The 15,403-nt window shown below is 60.6% G+C and carries 13 protein-coding genes; 12 read left to right on the top strand and 1 reads right to left on the bottom strand.

Annotation, left to right across the window (positions count from 1 at the left end; genetic code table 11):
• The first annotated feature begins 9 nt into the window (after positions 1 to 9).
• Both BUC40_RS21650 and BUC40_RS21645 read left to right on the top strand, forming a co-directional pair.
• Entirely contained in the window at positions 10 to 1,146 is a 1,137-nt protein-coding gene (locus BUC40_RS21650; protein WP_073268745.1) for a DSD1 family PLP-dependent enzyme, read from the top strand.
• On the top strand, positions 1,136 to 1,534 hold the full coding sequence (locus tag BUC40_RS21645; RefSeq protein WP_073268744.1) for a RidA family protein: 399 nt from the start codon (positions 1,136 to 1,138) through the stop codon (positions 1,532 to 1,534). Before BUC40_RS21650 ends, BUC40_RS21645 begins: the two co-directional genes overlap by 11 nt.
• Before the next feature lies 1 nt (position 1,535).
• Here BUC40_RS21645 and BUC40_RS21640 read toward each other — a convergent pair whose 3' ends face one another.
• Positions 1,536 to 2,042, bottom strand: a complete 507-nt coding sequence (locus BUC40_RS21640) for a GNAT family N-acetyltransferase (RefSeq protein WP_073268839.1) — start codon at positions 2,040 to 2,042, stop codon at positions 1,536 to 1,538.
• A gap of 231 nt (positions 2,043 to 2,273) precedes the next feature.
• Here BUC40_RS21640 and minC point away from each other — a divergent pair, with 231 nt between their 5' ends.
• From minC to BUC40_RS21590, 10 genes are all read left to right on the top strand, one after another.
• Positions 2,274 to 2,987, top strand: coding sequence for a septum site-determining protein MinC (gene minC, locus BUC40_RS21635; protein WP_073268742.1), 714 nt, complete (start codon positions 2,274 to 2,276; stop codon positions 2,985 to 2,987).
• A 196-nt stretch (positions 2,988 to 3,183) separates the two neighbouring features.
• On the top strand, positions 3,184 to 3,999 hold the full coding sequence (minD, locus tag BUC40_RS21630) for a septum site-determining protein MinD (RefSeq protein WP_073268740.1): 816 nt from the start codon (positions 3,184 to 3,186) through the stop codon (positions 3,997 to 3,999).
• Positions 3,996 to 4,250, top strand: coding sequence for a cell division topological specificity factor MinE (gene minE, locus BUC40_RS21625; protein ID WP_013790888.1), 255 nt, complete (start codon positions 3,996 to 3,998; stop codon positions 4,248 to 4,250). Before minD ends, minE begins: the two co-directional genes overlap by 4 nt.
• Before the next feature lie 282 nt (positions 4,251 to 4,532).
• A complete protein-coding gene (locus BUC40_RS21620; protein ID WP_073268738.1) occupies positions 4,533 to 5,168 on the top strand; it encodes an RluA family pseudouridine synthase in 636 nt (211 codons plus the stop codon).
• A gap of 233 nt (positions 5,169 to 5,401) precedes the next feature.
• Positions 5,402 to 7,552, top strand: coding sequence for a TonB-dependent siderophore receptor (locus BUC40_RS21615; RefSeq protein ID WP_073268736.1), 2,151 nt, complete (start codon positions 5,402 to 5,404; stop codon positions 7,550 to 7,552).
• 224 nt (positions 7,553 to 7,776) lie between these two features.
• Positions 7,777 to 8,610, top strand: a complete 834-nt coding sequence (locus BUC40_RS21610) for a 5'-nucleotidase, lipoprotein e(P4) family (RefSeq protein ID WP_073268734.1) — start codon at positions 7,777 to 7,779, stop codon at positions 8,608 to 8,610.
• Between the two features lie 740 nt (positions 8,611 to 9,350).
• Positions 9,351 to 12,266 (top strand): ribonucleoside-diphosphate reductase subunit alpha, encoded by a 2,916-nt coding sequence (locus tag BUC40_RS21605; protein ID WP_073268732.1) that lies wholly within the window; start codon positions 9,351 to 9,353, stop codon positions 12,264 to 12,266.
• Positions 12,267 to 12,435: 169 nt separating this feature from the next.
• Positions 12,436 to 13,689 carry a ribonucleotide-diphosphate reductase subunit beta gene (locus BUC40_RS21600; protein WP_073268730.1) on the top strand — a complete coding sequence of 418 codons (1,254 nt, stop codon included), beginning with the start codon at positions 12,436 to 12,438 and terminating at the stop codon, positions 13,687 to 13,689.
• A gap of 106 nt (positions 13,690 to 13,795) precedes the next feature.
• A complete protein-coding gene (locus BUC40_RS21595) occupies positions 13,796 to 14,917 on the top strand; it encodes a DUF4062 domain-containing protein (protein ID WP_073268728.1) in 1,122 nt (373 codons plus the stop codon).
• Positions 14,918 to 15,126: 209 nt separating this feature from the next.
• Positions 15,127 to 15,403, top strand: a 277-nt coding sequence (locus BUC40_RS21590) for a transposase (RefSeq protein ID WP_139272223.1), incomplete at its 3' end; no start/stop codon positions are given.

Genomic DNA, 15,403 nt, shown 5'->3' with positions numbered 1-15,403 from the left:
GAGTTCATCATGATCACGCCCCCCGCAAGGTTGCAGACGCCCGCTGCCGTTCTCGACGTGCCGCGCCTGGAACGCAATATCCAACGTATGCAGGGCCGCATGAACGCCCTCGGCGTGCGTCTGCGCCCCCATGTCAAAACCAGCAAGTGCCTGCCGGTGATCGCCGCACAGATCGCTGCCGGTGCCACGGGCGTGACCGTTTCGACGCTCGGGGAAGCGCAGCGGTGCTTCGAGCACGGCATCGACGACATTCTCTATGCGGTCGCCATGGCCCCGGACAAGCTGCCTCAGGCCCTTGATCTGGTGCGCCGTGGCTGCCAGCTCGGGCTGCTCACCGACAGCCTGCAGGGCGCCCAGGCCATCTCCCGCTTCGCCAGCGAACAGGGGCAAGCCTTCGACGTCTGGATCGAGATCGATTGCGACGGCCACCGCGCCGGCCTGCGCGCCGAAGACCCGGCCCTGCTGGCGGTCGCCAGGGTGATTGCCCAGGGCCGGCTGTCACTCGCCGGCGTCCTGACCCATGCCGGCTCCAGCTATGCACTAAGCGATCCCCAAGCACTGGCGCAACTGGCCGAACAGGAGCGCCTGGCCTGCGTCACCGCCGCCGAGCGCCTGCGCGCCGCCGGGCTGCCCTGCCCCGACGTCAGCGTCGGCTCCACCCCAACCGCCCTGTCGGCCCGCGAACTGGACGGCGTCACGGAAGTGCGCGCGGGCGTCTATGCCTTCTTCGACCTGGTGATGCACAACGTCGGTGTCTGCCAGGCCGAGGAGCTGGCGCTGAGCGTCCTGACCCAGGTCATTGGTCACCAGCCGGACAAGGGCTGGATCATCGTCGACGCCGGTTGGATGGCCATGAGCCGCGACCGAGGCACCCAGCATCAGCAACGCGACTTCGGCTATGGCCAGGTCTGCACGCAGGCGGGTCACTGGATCGAAGGCATGCAGCTCAGCGCGGCCAATCAGGAACACGGTATCGTCACGCTGCCCGGGGTGAGTGGCGCCGAGCTGGCCAGCCGATTTCCACTGGGCACTCGCCTGCGCATCCTGCCCAACCACGCCTGTGCAACGGGCGCGCAGTTTCCCCATTACCAGGCGATCAGCGCCTGCGGCGAAGCTCGTCCGTGGAGTCGCTGGCATGGCTGGTAGGCCCATAACCCAGGTGCACAGCAACCAGGCGGCGCCTCCCGGTGGCCACTATGCTCAGGCCATCGGCCATGCCGGCCTGCTGTACGTATCAGGACAACTCCCGGTTCAAGCCGACGGCAGGCACCAGCCCGAGCAGCCGTTCGTGGAACAGGCCCGGAGTGCCCTTGGCAACCTGCTGGCGATCCTCGATGAGGCAGGCTCCAGCCCCGAAGACCTGCTGAAAGTCACCGTGTATCTGGTAGGGGTGGAGCACTGGCCGGTCTTCGACCAGCTGTACCGGCAACTGATTGGAAGCCATCGCCCGGCTCGCGCCGTGGTACCGGTAGCCGGTCTGCACCATGGTTACCTGGTGGAAATAGATGCCATCGCCCGCTGCGATACCGCCTGAGCTAGCGCAGGGCCAGCTGCATGTGGGTGGTTTGCCAGATGGGGTCAGCTTCGACATCCACCACCTCGAAACCCTGCCGTTCCCAGAAACGGACGGCGCCCGGCAAAAAGGGATGGGTGTGCAGGTAGAGCATTTCTACGCCCTGGCTGATGGCGTGCTCGCGCAACTCGCTGCACAGCCTGGCGGCCAGGCCGGAGCGCCTGAAGGCCGGTGCCACGAATAGCCGCACGATTTCCACGGTGGATACGCCCTGGTAGTCGAGCTGGGCGAAGCGGTGGTCGTAGGGCAGGTAGCCGACGGCGGCGACGACCTGCCCCGCACAGCGCGCCAGCCAGAATGCGCCCGCCTCGCCCTGCACATACACCTGGGCAAAGCGCTGCAGGTCGGCCGGCAGCACCGTGCTGTCGAGCATCGGGAAAATTTCCGCGCGTGCGGCCATCACGAAGCGAATCGCCTCGTCGATATTTTCGCTCGTGGCCTGGGTTACCTGTATGCAAGCGCTATTCATCATGGGGCCGAAAAAGGTACTCGATCATTCGCCTGAAAAGGGTCGGCAACATAGCGCGCACGCTTGGCGCTGCACAACCGATGCGAGTCGTGCGGGCAGCCAGGGCACCAATGGCTCGCCAGCGTGTCACTGCAAGCCTGGCGACGGCAGCCGCTGCGACATTTATCCTTGAGCCCCGCCGCCGTTCTCGTTATAAGTCCCGCTAATTTTTCAAGGGCCATCAGGCAGACCATGAGCCAAGCTGATCTCCTCGACCAAGACCCCGTGTTCCAGCTCAAAGGCAGCATGCTGGCCATCACCGTGATGGAGCTGGCGCACAACGACCTCTCCCGCCTCGACCTGCAACTCGCGGAGAAGGTCGCCCAGGCGCCCAACTTCTTCAGCAACACGCCGCTGGTGCTGGCCCTGGACAAGTTGCCCCATGGAGAAGGCGACCTCGACCTCGGCGAGCTGATGGCCCTGTGTCGCAAGCACGGCTTGCGCACCCTGGCGGTGCGCGCCAGCCGCGAGGAAGACATCGCTGCCGCCAACGCCCTGGACCTGCCGGTGCTGCCGCCTTCCGGTGCCCGCGAGCGGGTCATCGATCCCGCCCCCAAACCGGTGGAACCGGAAGTCAAACCGACCCGCGTGATCACGGCTCCGGTGCGCGGCGGCCAACAGATCTACGCCCAGGGCTGCGACCTGGTGGTACTGGCGCCGGTGAGTGCCGGCGCGGAACTTCTCGCCGATGGCAACATCCATGTCTACGCCCCAATGCGTGGCCGGGCCTTGGCCGGCGTCAAGGGCAACCGGCAAGCGCGGATTTTCTGCCAGCAGATGGGCGCCGAATTGCTCTCCATCGCCGGCCAGTACAAGGTTGCCGAGGACCTGCGCCGCGACCCCAACTGGGGCCGCGCGGTGCAAGTCAGCCTGACGGGCGACGTGTTGAACATCACCCGTCTTTAACGGATACTGCCCGGCACTTTTAACTGTCACACAGGGCCCTTGAACGCCTCTGGGCGGGCTGTCAAAACAATCACCGGCAAGCATCTACCAGCGGATATACCGCCCGTTCGTAGCAATGCCCCGCCGTAGCGATTCTTTCGACAGACCGCCAACCGCGGCAGGCTCCTGCTTTTATTCATTTTTAGGGTGAATCACCTTGGCCAAGATCCTCGTAGTCACTTCCGGCAAAGGTGGCGTCGGTAAAACCACCACCAGCGCTGCCATCGGTACCGGCCTCGCCTTGCGCGGCCACAAGACCGTCATCGTCGACTTCGACGTCGGCCTGCGTAACCTCGACCTGATCATGGGCTGCGAACGCCGCGTGGTGTACGACTTCGTCAACGTCGTCAACGGCGAAGCCAGCCTCACCCAGGCACTGATCAAGGACAAACGTCTCGAGAACCTCTTCGTGCTGGCTGCCAGCCAGACCCGTGACAAGGACGCGCTGACTCAGGAAGGCGTCGAGAAGGTCATCAACGAACTGCGCGAGAACTTCGAATACGTGGTCTGCGACTCGCCGGCCGGTATCGAGAAAGGCGCCCACCTGGCCATGTACTTCGCTGACGAAGCCATCGTGGTCACCAACCCGGAAGTGTCCTCGGTACGTGACTCCGACCGTATGCTCGGCCTGCTGGCCAGCAAATCGCGGCGTGCCGAACAGGGCGGCGACCCGATCAAGGAACACCTGCTGCTGACCCGCTACAACCCGGAGCGCGTCACCAAGGGCGAAATGCTCGGCGTGGAAGACGTCGAGGAAATCCTCGCCATCCGCCTGCTCGGTGTGATCCCCGAATCCCAGGCAGTGCTCAAGGCCTCCAACCAGGGCGTACCGGTAATCCTCGACGACCAGAGCGACGCCGGCCAGGCTTACAGCGATGCCGTGGATCGCCTGCTCGGCAAGGAAGTGGCCCACCGTTTCCTTGATGTGAAAAAGCAGGGCTTCCTGCAACGCCTATTCGGAGGTCGCGAATGAATATTTTCGACTTCTTGCGTTCGCGCAAGAAGGAAACCACAGCCTCCATCGCCAAAGAGCGCCTGCAGATCATCGTTGCCCACGAACGTGGCCAGCGCACTCAGCCCGACTACCTGCCTGCCCTGCAGCAGGAGCTGGTTGAAGTGATCCGCAAGTACGTCGCCATCGACTCGGATCAGGTGCAGGTCGCACTGGAAAACCAGGGCAGCTGCTCGATTCTGGAGTTGAACATCACCCTGCCAGATCGTTAAAAATCTATTTGGGCTAGCTGCGCGTCGGCCCTTCGGCCTTAAAACCAGGCTCGGAATGCTCATGTACAACAGTACACTCCGCTTCCTCACCTGTTTTTGCCTTGCAGTGCTCTAGCTCGCAGAGCCCAAAATAGATTTTTCCTAACTAGATCTAAGAATGGCGGCCCTGGTGGCCGCCATTTTGCTGTCACGAGCCTGCCTGTGGGAGCGGATTTATCCGCGAGCTCTTACAGGCCAAGCCCATCGCGGATGAATCCGCTCCTACAGAATCTGTACACGCCCATGCCGCTCAGCCAAATCGAAATCGTCCATCAGGATGCCGCCCTACTGGTGATCAACAAGCCCACCCTGCTGCTCTCGGTGCCTGGCCGCGCCGACGACAACAAGGATTGCCTGGTCACCCGCCTGCAGGAAAACGGCTACCCCGAAGCGCGCATCGTGCATCGCCTGGACTGGGAAACCTCGGGGCTGATCGTGCTCGCCCGCGATGCCGAAAGCCACCGCGAGCTGTCCCGCCAGTTCCATGACCGCGAGACGGAAAAGGCCTACACCGCCCTGTGCTGGGGCTCGCCGGAGGGTGACAGCGGTAGCATCGACCTGCCCCTGCGCTACGACCCACCGACCAAGCCGCGCCACGTGGTCGACCATGAACAGGGCAAGCACGCCCTGACCTTCTGGCGTGTACTCGAACGCCATGCCGAGCATGCCCGCGTCGAACTGACGCCGATCACCGGCCGCTCGCATCAGCTGCGCGTGCATATGCTGTCCATCGGCCACCCGCTGCTCGGCGACGGCCTGTACGCCCACGCACAAGCCCTGGCCGCCTATCCACGCCTGTGCCTGCACGCCAGCATGCTCAGCCTCACCCACCCGCAAAGCGGCGAGCGCCTGCGCTTCGAGTGCCCGGCGCCGTTCTGACTGATACCCGCTACTACGGCTCTGGTAGCCCGGCGTAGAGTGCAGCGAACCCCGGGGACAACTCCTGGGTATCGCTTCGTTCAACCACAGGCTACGGACGCCGAGAACCGGCATGGCAACGGCAGCTTTTATGAGGGAGAATGCCGCCCCGCCAAACGATGGCTGCCACGCAGCCGATAAATCGTACGCACGCCGGATAGCCAACCGCCCACCGCTGCAACCAAGGAGTTTGCATGGCCCTGCCCTGCCCGCGCTTTGCCCCGAGCCTGCTCGCCCTGGCGCTGAGCCCGACCTTCTGCTGGGCCGCCGAGTCGGCGGTAGTGCTCGATGCCACCACCATTGAGGAACAGGCCGGCGACGGTTACCGGGCACGCAGCGCCGCGGTGGGCGGCTTCAATGAGGCCGAGCGGCTCGACACGCCGGCCTCGGTGTCGGTGGTCAGCCGGCAATTGATCGACGACCAGCAGGCACGCCTGCTCAGTGACGTGCTGAAGAACGACGCCTCGGTGGGCGAGGCTTACGCGCCCATCGGTTACTACGAGAACTTCGTGGTGCGCGGTTTCTCGCTCAATGCCGCCAACAGCTACCGGGTCAACGGCCGCAGCGTGGTGGGCGAGCAGAACGTGGCGCTGGAGAACAAGCAGCAGGTCGAACTGCTCAAGGGGCTGTCCGGCCTGCAAAGCGGCGTCACCGAGCCGGGCGGGCTGGTCAACTACGTGACCAAGCGCGCCGAGAACGTGCGCTCGCTGAGCGTAGCCAGCAACCAGGACGGCGAGCGCTACCTGGCCGCCGACCTTGGCCACTGGTTCGGCGCCGAGCAGCAGGTGGGCGTGCGCCTGAACCTGGCCCACGAGGATATCCGTTCGTTCGTCGAACATACCGACGGCAAGCGCGACCTTATTTCCCTGGCGCTGGACTGGAACATCTCGCCGGATGCCACCCTGCAGCTGGACGCCGAATACCAGACCCGCGAGCAGCGCTCGGTGCCCGGCTATCAACTGCTCGGCGGCACCCAGGTGCCAAGCGGCGTCGACCCGGACAAGCGCCTGGGCCATCAGAGCTGGTCGAAGCCCGTGGGCATCGATTCGCTAAACCTCGGCGGGCGTTTCGAATATCGCTTCGATGACAACTGGAAAGCCGCCCTCGATGCCTCGCGCAGCGAAGTGGTGATCGACGATTACAGCAGCTTCCCCTACGGCTGCAGCCCGGCCTCCGGTTGTAGCGACTGGCTCACCCAGTTCAGCCCTGAGGGTGACTACGACATCTACGACTACCGTAGCCCGGACGACACCCGTCGGCATGACGAGCTGCAAGCCACTCTATCCGGCGCCTTCACCACCGGCATCATCAGGCACGAGCTGACCATTGGCAGCAGCGCGCTGCGCCGCACCATTGACCGACGCGCTTCGGTCAACGTGCCAATCGGTACCGGGAATATCCATGAAGACCCAGCCGACTTCGCCCCGACCGACCTGCCGCTCAACCCCAAACAACGTCGCCTCGACAGCCGCCAGTACGGCCTGTTCTTCAGCGACCGCATCAACTTCGACGAACACTGGCAGGTGCTGCTGGGCGGGCGGCAGGTACGCTTGGATGAAGAGTCGTACGATGAAGATGGCATCAGTCAGCGCCATACCCGGCGCAGCGAATTCCTGCCCAACGCCGCCCTGCTCTACAAGCCGCAGGCCGACACCACCTTGTATGTGAGCTACAGCAAGGGCCTGTCTTTGGGCGGCGAAGCGCCGTGGTTCACCACTAACGCTGGCGAAATTCTCGCTCCGACCATTTCCCGCCAGCTGGAAGCCGGCTTCAAACGTGACTGGCAGGGCCTGAGCCTAGGCGCAGCGCTATTCCGTATCGACCAGGCGCTGCAATACAGCCGCCCGGACGACAACGGTGACCTGACCTACGTGCAGCAGGGCAAGCAACGCAATATCGGCCTGGAGCTCTCCGCCAGCGGCCATGCCAGCCGTAATTTGCAGCTGTCAGCCAGCACCGCGGTGATCCGCGCCCGGGCCATCGACAGCGGCACCGAAGCCTACGAAGGACACCAAGCGGTCAACGTGCCCAAGGTACGCGCCAGCCTGGCCGCGGATTACCAGATTCCCGGCATCCAAGGCCTGTCGCTGCTCGGCGGCATGCAATACAGCGCCAGCAAGTACGCCAACCCGGGCGGCACGGTGAAAGTCGCCGACTACACGGTATTCAACCTCGGCAGCCGTTACACCACCCGCATCGAAGGCTTTGATACGGTATTGCGCCTGACCGTCGACAACTTGTTCGACAAACGCTACTGGCGCGATGCTGGCGCCTACCAAGGTGACGGTTATCTGTTTCCAGGCGATCCGCGTACCGCGCGGCTGTCGGCGACGGTCAGTTTTTAAGCGGCGATTCGTGACCGCAGATCTTGATGGATACGAAAGGAAATCCGTATCTGCGATGGGCAGAGAAAAGGCAACAGCTGCCGGTTCCTACGTAGGGTGGACAACGCTCTTTTTGTCCACCATTGCAATCGCAGAGCGGTGGACGGATGAAGCGTCGTCCACCCTACGAAAGGCTACTTCCGCCACTTTGCTGCCGTTCCATATGAACTATCGGAGCATCCAAAATGCGTAGCAAAGCACCGTTATTGACCTTCTACTTGCTGGGAAGCCTGCTTACGGGCTGCCAGCAAGCGCCGAAAAGCCATGACCAGCTCGACGCGGTGCTGTGGACACAAACCTCCATCGAGCATGAGCTGCTCTATCGCCAGGTCTACGCCGCGGCGACCCGCCAGTTGCAGCCCGCACTGGCCGACCCGCAGTGGGATGCCCTCGCCCAGCCGCCGCGCGACCTCAGCGGCCTGCCGCCAGCGCTGATCGTCGACATCGACGAGACCCTGCTCGACAACACCCCGGTGAACGCCAAGGCGGTGGTCGATGGCGGCGCCTACGACTATGCCGAGTGGTACCGCTGGGTCGAGAAGGCCGAAGCTCGCGCCCTGCCCGGCTCGGTAGCCTTCATGCAGGCAGCGGCCCAGCTCGGCATCACGCCCTATTACCTGACCAACCGCGAGCCCGGCCAGGAAGCCGATACCCTGCGCAACCTGCAGCGGGCCGGCTTTCCCATCGATGACGCCGGGCAGATCCTCACTGCTGGCACGGCCATTGGCGGTTGCCAACAAGCGGGCTCGGACAAGACCTGCCGCCGCCAGTGGGTCGGCGAGCGCGCCCGGGTTCTGCTACTGGTCGGCGACAGCTATGGCGATTTCATCGCCGCCCCCAATCGCATGAGCGCACAACGCCAGGCTGCGGCGCCCTACCTGGGTTGGTTCGGCCAGCGCTGGTTCCTGCTGCCCAACCCCACCTATGGTGGCTGGTACACGGCGCCCTATGGTGATCGTGACGAGTTGCCCGACGCGCAGAAACGCGCCCTGAAACACAAGGCGCTGATTCAGCCATGACACGATAAAATCCTTGCGCCATCGGCTAGTGGCGGCTGCCCGCAGAGAGCAGCCGCGCATCTGCATATTGCAGGCCAAAGTTCCCGAATAAACCCTACATATTGTGTTTATGTGACGAAGTGAATTTCCCTCGTCAAACCCGCAAAAAAAACTGCCTGCGGCAATCAGGCCGCCGCCCCTGGCATCACCAGTAACCATGGGCATTTGCGCCACTTACCCCGCATTAACCCACAGATTTATCCACAGGCCGAAGGGCTTGCCTTAGCTCCGCCATCGCACTATCTTGTATCCCCAGCTCGCCAAACACCTACATGTTGGGTTTTTGGCAAAAATGGACACAAGCATAAATGCCCTGAAAAAGTCCATGCCTAGAGTCGTTTCGGTGCACAGAAAAGCCACCGAGTACCACGCTCCGGCAACCAGAACACAGCGGTATCGAACGACCCGGGTCATTCGACGCAAATAGAACACCGCTTGCCACGCTTGCACCGGCAACACTACATCTAGTGACCGCGTGCAGCAGGAAGCACCAGTTAAGCCAGGGATAGCGTTCCGGCCTCGAAGCAGTACCGACTGCAACTGCGCAAAAACGCCAGCAGTCCATCACCGCCTTTTTGCAACACCCTGCTGCCAGCCTTGTGCAGGCCTCAGGCTTTGTCGATTGGAATGAAAGCTAGGTACAGGTAACGATTCGCTGCCGAACGCTCACCCCGAAAATTTCATTGATCACGGAGACATACATGCACACCGACACCACTCGCGAGAATCCTCAGGCGCAAGCGCCTCAGGGTGATGACGCCACCCAGGCACTGGCTGCAACCGCACCAGGCCAACTGCGTGTGATCAAGCGTAACGGCACCGTGGTGCCGTACACCGGTGACAAGATCACCGTCGCGATCACCAAGGCGTTTCTCGCGGTGGAAGGCGGCAATGCCGCCGCCTCGTCGCGTATCCATGACACCGTGGCGCGCCTGACCGAGCAGGTCACCGCGACCTTCAAGCGTCGCATGCCATCGGGCGGCACCATCCATATCGAAGAGATCCAGGACCAGGTCGAACTGGCCCTGATGCGCTCCGGCGAGCAGAAAGTCGCCCGCGACTACGTGATCTACCGCGAAGCCCAGGCCAACAAGCGCAAGACCAGCGACGCTGCCGACGGCATCGCCGAGCCGCACCCGAGCATCCGCGTGACCCTGGCTGACGGCAGCCTGGCGCCGCTGGACATGGGCCGCCTCAACACCATCGTCACCGAAGCCTGCGAAGGCCTGCTGGAAGTCGACGGCGCGCTGATCCAGAAAGAAACCCTGAAGAACCTCTACGACGGCGTGGCTCAGAAAGACGTCAACACCGCCCTGGTGATGACCTCCCGCACCCTGGTAGAGCGTGAGCCGAACTACAGCTACGTCACCGCCCGCCTGCTGATGGACAACATCCGCGCCGAAGGCCTGAGCTTCCTCAACGTCGCCGCCAGCGCCACTCACCACGAGATGGCCGAGCTGTACGCCAAGGCCCTGCCCGCCTATGTCGAAGCCGGCGTCGAGTTCGAACTGCTCGATCCGAAACTGAAAACCTATGACCTGGAAAAACTGGGCAAGGCGATCAACCACGAGCGCGACCAGCAGTTCACCTACCTGGGCCTGCAGACCCTGTACGACCGTTACTTCATCCACAAGGATGGCGTGCGCTTCGAACTGCCCCAGGTGTTCTTCATGCGCGTGGCCATGGGCCTGGCCATCGAAGAGCCGAAGAACCGCGAAGACCGCGCCATTGAGTTCTACAACCTGCTCTCCTCGTTCGACTACATGGCGTCCACCCCGACCCTGTTCAACGCCGGCACCCTGCGTCCGCAGCTGTCCAGCTGCTACCTGACCACCGTTCCGGACGACCTGGGCGGCATCTACGACGCCATCCGCGATAACGCCCTGCTGAGCAAGTTCGCTGGCGGCCTGGGCAACGACTGGACCCCGGTTCGCTCGCTGGGCGCCTACATCAAGGGCACCAACGGCAAATCCCAGGGCGTCGTGCCGTTCCTCAAGGTGGTCAACGACACCGCCGTAGCGGTCAACCAGGGCGGCAAGCGCAAAGGCGCCGTGTGTGCCTACCTGGAAACCTGGCACATGGACATCGAAGAGTTCATCGAGCTGCGCAAGAACACCGGTGATGACCGTCGCCGTACCCACGACATGAACACCGCCAACTGGATCCCGGACCTGTTCATGAAGCGCGTCTTCGATGACGGCAAGTGGACCCTGTTCTCGCCAAGCGAAGTGCCGGACCTGCACGACCTGACCGGCAAGGCCTTCGAAGAGCGCTACGAGTACTACGAAGCCCTGACCGAGTACCCGGGCAAGGTCAAACTGTTCAAGACCATCCAGGCCAAGGATCTGTGGCGCAAGATGCTCTCGATGCTGTTCGAGACCGGCCACCCATGGCTGACCTTCAAGGACCCATGCAACCTGCGCAGCCCGCAGCAGCACGTGGGCGTGGTACACAGCTCCAACCTGTGCACCGAGATCACCCTGAACACCAACAAGGACGAGATCGCCGTCTGCAACCTGGGCTCGGTCAACCTGCCGAACCACATCGTCGACGGCAAGCTGGACACCGCCAAGCTGGCACGCACCGTGAAGACCGCAGTACGCATGCTCGATAACGTCATCGACATCAACTACTACTCGGTACCCCAGGCGCGTAACTCCAACTTCAAGCACCGTCCGGTCGGTCTGGGCATCATGGGCTTCCAGGACGCGCTGTACCTGCAGCACATCCCGTACGGCTCCGATGCTGCCGTCGAGTTCGCCGACAAGTCCATGGAAGCGGTCAGCTACTACGCCATCCAGGCTTCCTGTGACCTGGCCGACGAGCGTGGCGCCTACGAAACCTTCCAGGGTTCGCTGTGGAGCAAGGGCATTCTGCCGCTGGACTCCCAGCAGATCCTCATCGAGCAGCGCGGCCAGAAGTACATCGACGTCGACCTGAACGAAACCCTGGACTGGGCACCGGTACGGGCTCGTGTACAGAAAGGCATTCGTAACTCGAACATCATGGCCATCGCGCCGACCGCGACCATCGCCAACATCACCGGCGTATCGCAGTCCATCGAGCCGACCTACCAGAACCTGTACGTGAAATCGAACCTGTCGGGCGAATTCACCGTGATCAACCCCTACCTGGTTCGCGACCTCAAGGCGCGCGGCCTGTGGGACTCGGTGATGATCAACGACCTCAAGTACTACGACGGCTCCGTGCAGCAGATCGAGCGCATCCCGCAAGAACTGAAAGACCTGTACGCCACCGCCTTCGAAGTCGACACCAAGTGGATCGTCGACGCCGCCAGCCGTCGCCAGAAGTGGATCGACCAGGCGCAATCGCTGAACCTGTACATCGCCGGTGCCTCGGGCAAGAAGCTCGACGTGACCTACCGCATGGCCTGGTACCGTGGCCTGAAAACCACCTACTACCTCCGTGCCCTGGCCGCGACCAGCACCGAGAAGTCCACCATCAACACCGGCAAGCTCAACGCCGTGTCCAGTGGTGGCGACCAGGGCCTCAGCGCAGCACCTGCTGCCGCGCCGGCCACCCAGGCCTCCCCTGGCCCGGCTCCGGTTCCGAAGGCATGCGCCATCGACGAGCCGGATTGCGAAGCCTGCCAGTAATGGCCCAGCCGGCTGTAGCTACTGCAGCCGGCCCACATAACCCAAGAGCCGGGCTACAGCCCGGCCTCTGATAATCAGCCGTAGCGCTCTGCGTGCACCGCGAGCCACCGACGATTAGCCACTATCCATACAGGCCGGCTCATGCCGGCCCTCTAGCAGGAGCCAACCCATGCTGAGCTGGGATGAATTCGACAAGGAAGACGGCGCTGAAGCTGCCGCTCCGAAACAGTCTGCCGCACAAGCCGCTGCCGACATGAGCCTGGACAAGCTCAACCAGGTCGGTGGCAACGCCGCCCTCGAAGCCCGCGCCATCGACGCCAATGACTCCGACGCCATCGCCCGTGCCAAGAAGGCCCTGAACGATCTCGACATCCAGGAAGGCCTGGACGAACTCGAAGGCACCTCCGCACGCGTGGAAGTCGGCGACAAGCAGATGATCAACGCCCGCGCCGACCTCAACCAGCTCGTACCCTTCAAGTACGACTGGGCCTGGCAGAAGTATCTGGATGGTTGTGCCAACCACTGGATGCCGCAGGAAGTGAACATGAACGCCGACATCGCCCTGTGGAAATCTACGGACGGTCTCAGCGAAGACGAGCGCCGCATCGTCATGCGCAACCTGGGTTTCTTCTCCACCGCCGACAGCCTGGTTGCCAACAACCTGGTCCTGGCCGTGTACCGCCTGATCACCAACCCCGAGTGCCGCCAGTACATCCTGCGCCAGGCCTTCGAGGAAGCGATCCACACCCACGCCTACCAGTACTGCATCGAATCGCTGGGCATGGATGAAGGCGAGATCTTCAACATGTACCACGAGATCCCGAGCGTCGCGAAGAAAGCTTCCTGGGGCCTCAAGTACACCCGCTCGATCTCCGATCCGAAGTTCGAAACCGGCACCCCGGAAACCGATCGCCAGTTCCTCAAGAACCTGATCGCCTACTATTGCGTACTCGAAGGCATCTTCTTCTACTGCGGCTTCACCCAGATCCTCTCCATGGGCCGCCGCAACAAGATGACCGGCACCGCCGAGCAGTTCCAGTACATCCTGCGCGACGAGTCCATGCACCTGAACTTCGGTATCGACGTGATCAACCAGATCAAGATCGAAAACCCGAGCCTGTGGGACGCGCAGATGAAAGACGAAGCGACCCAGATGATCCTGCAGGGCGCCCAGCTGGAAATCGAATACGCCCGCGACACCATGCCCCGCGGCGTACTCGGCATGAACGCAGCGATGATGGAGGACTACCTCAAATTCATCGCCAACCGCCGCCTGACCCAAATCGGCCTGAAAGAAGAATACCCGGGCGCCACCAACCCCTTCCCATGGATGAGTGAGATCATGGACCTGAAGAAAGAGAAAAACTTCTTCGAGACCCGTGTGATCGAGTATCAGACTGGTGGGGCGTTGAGCTGGGATTGATATCAGTTTGAAATCACGCTAGATTCTCCCAACACCTGCCATGGATGTTGGGGATGAAGCTAAATAAGAAGCCCCGCCTAGTGCGGGGTTTTTTATGGAGAGTTGCATGGCTACCCCTCGAATTTTTGTTAGTTCTACTTGCTACGACCTCCAAGAAGTTAGATTTCAGCTCAGGCATTTCATTTCAGAGTTTGGCTTTGAGCCAGTCATGAGCGAGTTTGGCGACATTTTTTTCGACCTAAAAGCCCATGTACAAGATGCCTGTAAAAATGAGATAGAAAAAACAGACTTATTTGTTCTTATAATAGGCAATAGCTACGGCAGCATATATTACGGGCACCACAGCCATTCAGAACCAGACTCCGTCACTCTTCAGGAATTCCGCAAGTGTCTTGAGGTAGGAGTACCAAAATACATATTCATAAACAAATTCTTGAAACACGACTTTGACAACTACAAAAGAAGCAAAGCAAAAGCATACGCCAGTAACTATACCGCATCAAAGAAAGACATATCAGAAATTGACTTCACCGAAGGTTACAACAAAAACTATCCATTCCCTCAAGAAAGCTACAGGCACATATTTAAATTTCTTGACCTAGTTGAAAGCCTAGACACAAATAACGCCTACTACACCTTCGAATCATTCGACGAAATAAAAACATCGCTAAAAAAACAGTGGGCAGCTCTTTTCTATGACGCTTTAAAAGGCAACAAAAACATCAGCCAACTCAGCATAAACAACATCGAAGTAAAGCTTGAGAAAATTGAAAGCTATATTGAACTAATAGCAAAAGACACAGGAAACAAAACCAATAGCAAGGAAAACAAAAAAATCTTATCGTCAGAAATAAATAAAGACCACACTCAGAGCACACAAGAAGAGCTCTCCAGAATTCTGGACCACATATTCCTTAGCGGCAAATCAAGTCGAATCAGGTGCATAGACAAACCTATAACAAACACGGAAGCTGCAGAGATACTATCAAATATCGAAGAGCTACTTAAAAAATACAAGCTCTCAAAAACGATACCCATCCAAGAAATTCTTTCACCAATAAAAGATTTTCACTGGTACACCGTACATGCAGAGGTTCCGTGTAACGCACTGCAATCGCTTCTATCGCTTAAGAAAAACCTGCCCAAGGAAGATCACCAAGCTCTATATTCAGAGTTTTCTAAACGAGTAAACATCCACCCTCTTATAGATGATGAAATCCCTTTTTGAGTGAGGAAATTCTCGAAAAATGGGGACAGGCCCTGAGGAATCCCCATTAAATATCCATTAATATCAATCGGATAGCTTGAGGATGCCCGCATGAGTCGGCAGTTTGGTAGCGAGTAGGGTGGACAACGCGAAGCTTGTCCACCGTGTAGTGGTCTACTGATCCCGGACACCCATTTAGGGCGAGAATACTCGCCATAGAGAGGTGTCTGATGACCAAGCAACGTCGTTCCTTTACGCCCGATTTCAAACGAGAGGCCGCTGGTCTGGTGCTCGATCAGGGCTACAGCCATATCGAAGCAGCTCGCTCGCTGGGGCTGGTTGAATCAGCGCTTCGTCGCTGGGTGAAACAGCTCCAAGATGAGCGCCAGGGCGTTACCCCGAAGAGCAAAGCATTGACTCCCGAACAGCAGAAAATCCAGGAGCTGGAAGCCAGGATCGACCGACTGGAACGGGAGAAAGCGATCCTAAAAAAGGCTACCGCTCTCT

It is taken from the genome of Phytopseudomonas punonensis, from assembly GCF_900142655.1.
GTDB lineage: Bacteria > Pseudomonadota > Gammaproteobacteria > Pseudomonadales > Pseudomonadaceae > Aquipseudomonas > Aquipseudomonas punonensis.
The sequence above is the reverse complement of the archived record's forward strand: the minus strand, read 5'-3'. Positions and strand labels throughout refer to the sequence as shown.